At 71.1% G+C, this 1361-nt stretch carries 1 protein-coding gene; it reads right to left on the reverse strand.

Annotation, left to right across the window (positions count from 1 at the left end; all coding sequences use genetic code 11):
• Positions 1 to 257: 257 nt before the first annotated feature.
• Positions 258 to 1361, reverse strand: a 1104-nt coding sequence (locus tag ACIQU6_RS44890; protein ID WP_403488531.1) for an IS4 family transposase, incomplete at its 5' end; no start/stop codon positions are given.

Raw genomic sequence — 1361 nt, forward strand, 5'->3', positions numbered from 1 at the left:
AGGCGGCTGGTGTCATCCGGCGGTGCTTGGGTGATGCTGCATCAGGTGTCGTGATCTGCAGGATCGCTGGGCCGTTCGGTGGTGCCGGCCGTCGGTGCACAGGGAAGAGCTGGAGCTTGACGGTGTGGGTGACGCGGGTGGTGGCGGGCTCGTCGGGCCGCAGGGTGCGGTAGCCGGTGCCGCTGCGCTTGGTGGCGCGGGGTGCGGTGCGTCCGGGGCGGGGCTTTACGGCCTCGCGGGCCAGGTCGGCTTGGACGTCACGGGCCTTGGCGGCCAGTTGCCGAGGGGGAAAAGTCCGCGCCGACGGAGCGTCGGGCGGCGGCGAGGGTCTGCTTGAAGCTGATGTGCGAAACGGGGAGACGCGCGTGGTGGGCGGTTTCGGCGGCCAGGTGGTGGAGGGCCTGGTAGACGCAGAGCATGGCCCATAGTTCCTGCTCGACCATGGCGGGGCTCATCGAGCGCAGGGTCGCGGTGCGCCCGCCGCGCTGCTCGATCTTGATGTGTTTGAAGATCGTTTCGCTGGTCCAGCGTGCTGTGTAGAGTTCCGCGAGCTCGCGGGCGGGCGCTGCGGCCGGGTCGAGCAGCGTGGTGATCAGGCAGAACAGTTCGGAGGTCTCCTCGCTGACGCCTTCGGCGTCCACAGCCGCGGTCACCACCGTGTACTCGACCACCCGCACCGTGGTCCGCTTCCCGCGCGGCGCGTTGAGGTGGGAAAGGTAGGTGCCATCTGACAGCACCCGGTCCACCGGCAGGGTGAAGGAGTCCGAGACGCGCCAAAGGAGTTGGGCCCCCTTGCCGGCGGCGGCCTGCCACAGGTCGAAGGCGGGGAAGCCCCGGTCGGCCATCAGCAGCATCCCGGTGTGCAGGTGCACCAGCAGGCGGTGGGCCAGGGTCCGCTCGCCCACCGCGAAGGAGTCGAAGACCGCGCCGATCATCGCCTTGGTACCGCACTCCACCAGCGCCAGCAGTCGCACCTGCGGGAACGGTCCGGGCCGCGTCCCGTTGGCGGACCGGCCGTAGGCCGCGGCATTCGCCTCACTGGCAGGTACGTCGAACAGTGTGCCGTCCACGGAGGTCAGGCGCAGGCCGCGCCAGAACGCCCCCGGGGTGGCCGCGGTGCCGCCGGCCCCGGCGACCCGGTCGAACAGCAGTCGCAGCGGGGCCTGCCCCAGCCGGGCCCGCGCGCTGGTCAGCGATCCGGACAGGGCCGGCCGCCACGCCTCGCGGTTCCGCAGCGGCCAGTGCTCCACCAACTCCCGCAGCACCAGGCCGTATCCGTAGCTGGTGAACAGCCACATCGTCAGTGTGAAGTAGACCATCAGCCGAGCCGGTAGCCCCCGCGTGCGCTCCTCCCGCGCTCC

This window comes from Streptomyces sp. NPDC090442 (assembly GCF_044769405.1).
Lineage (GTDB): Bacteria > Actinomycetota > Actinomycetes > Streptomycetales > Streptomycetaceae > Streptomyces.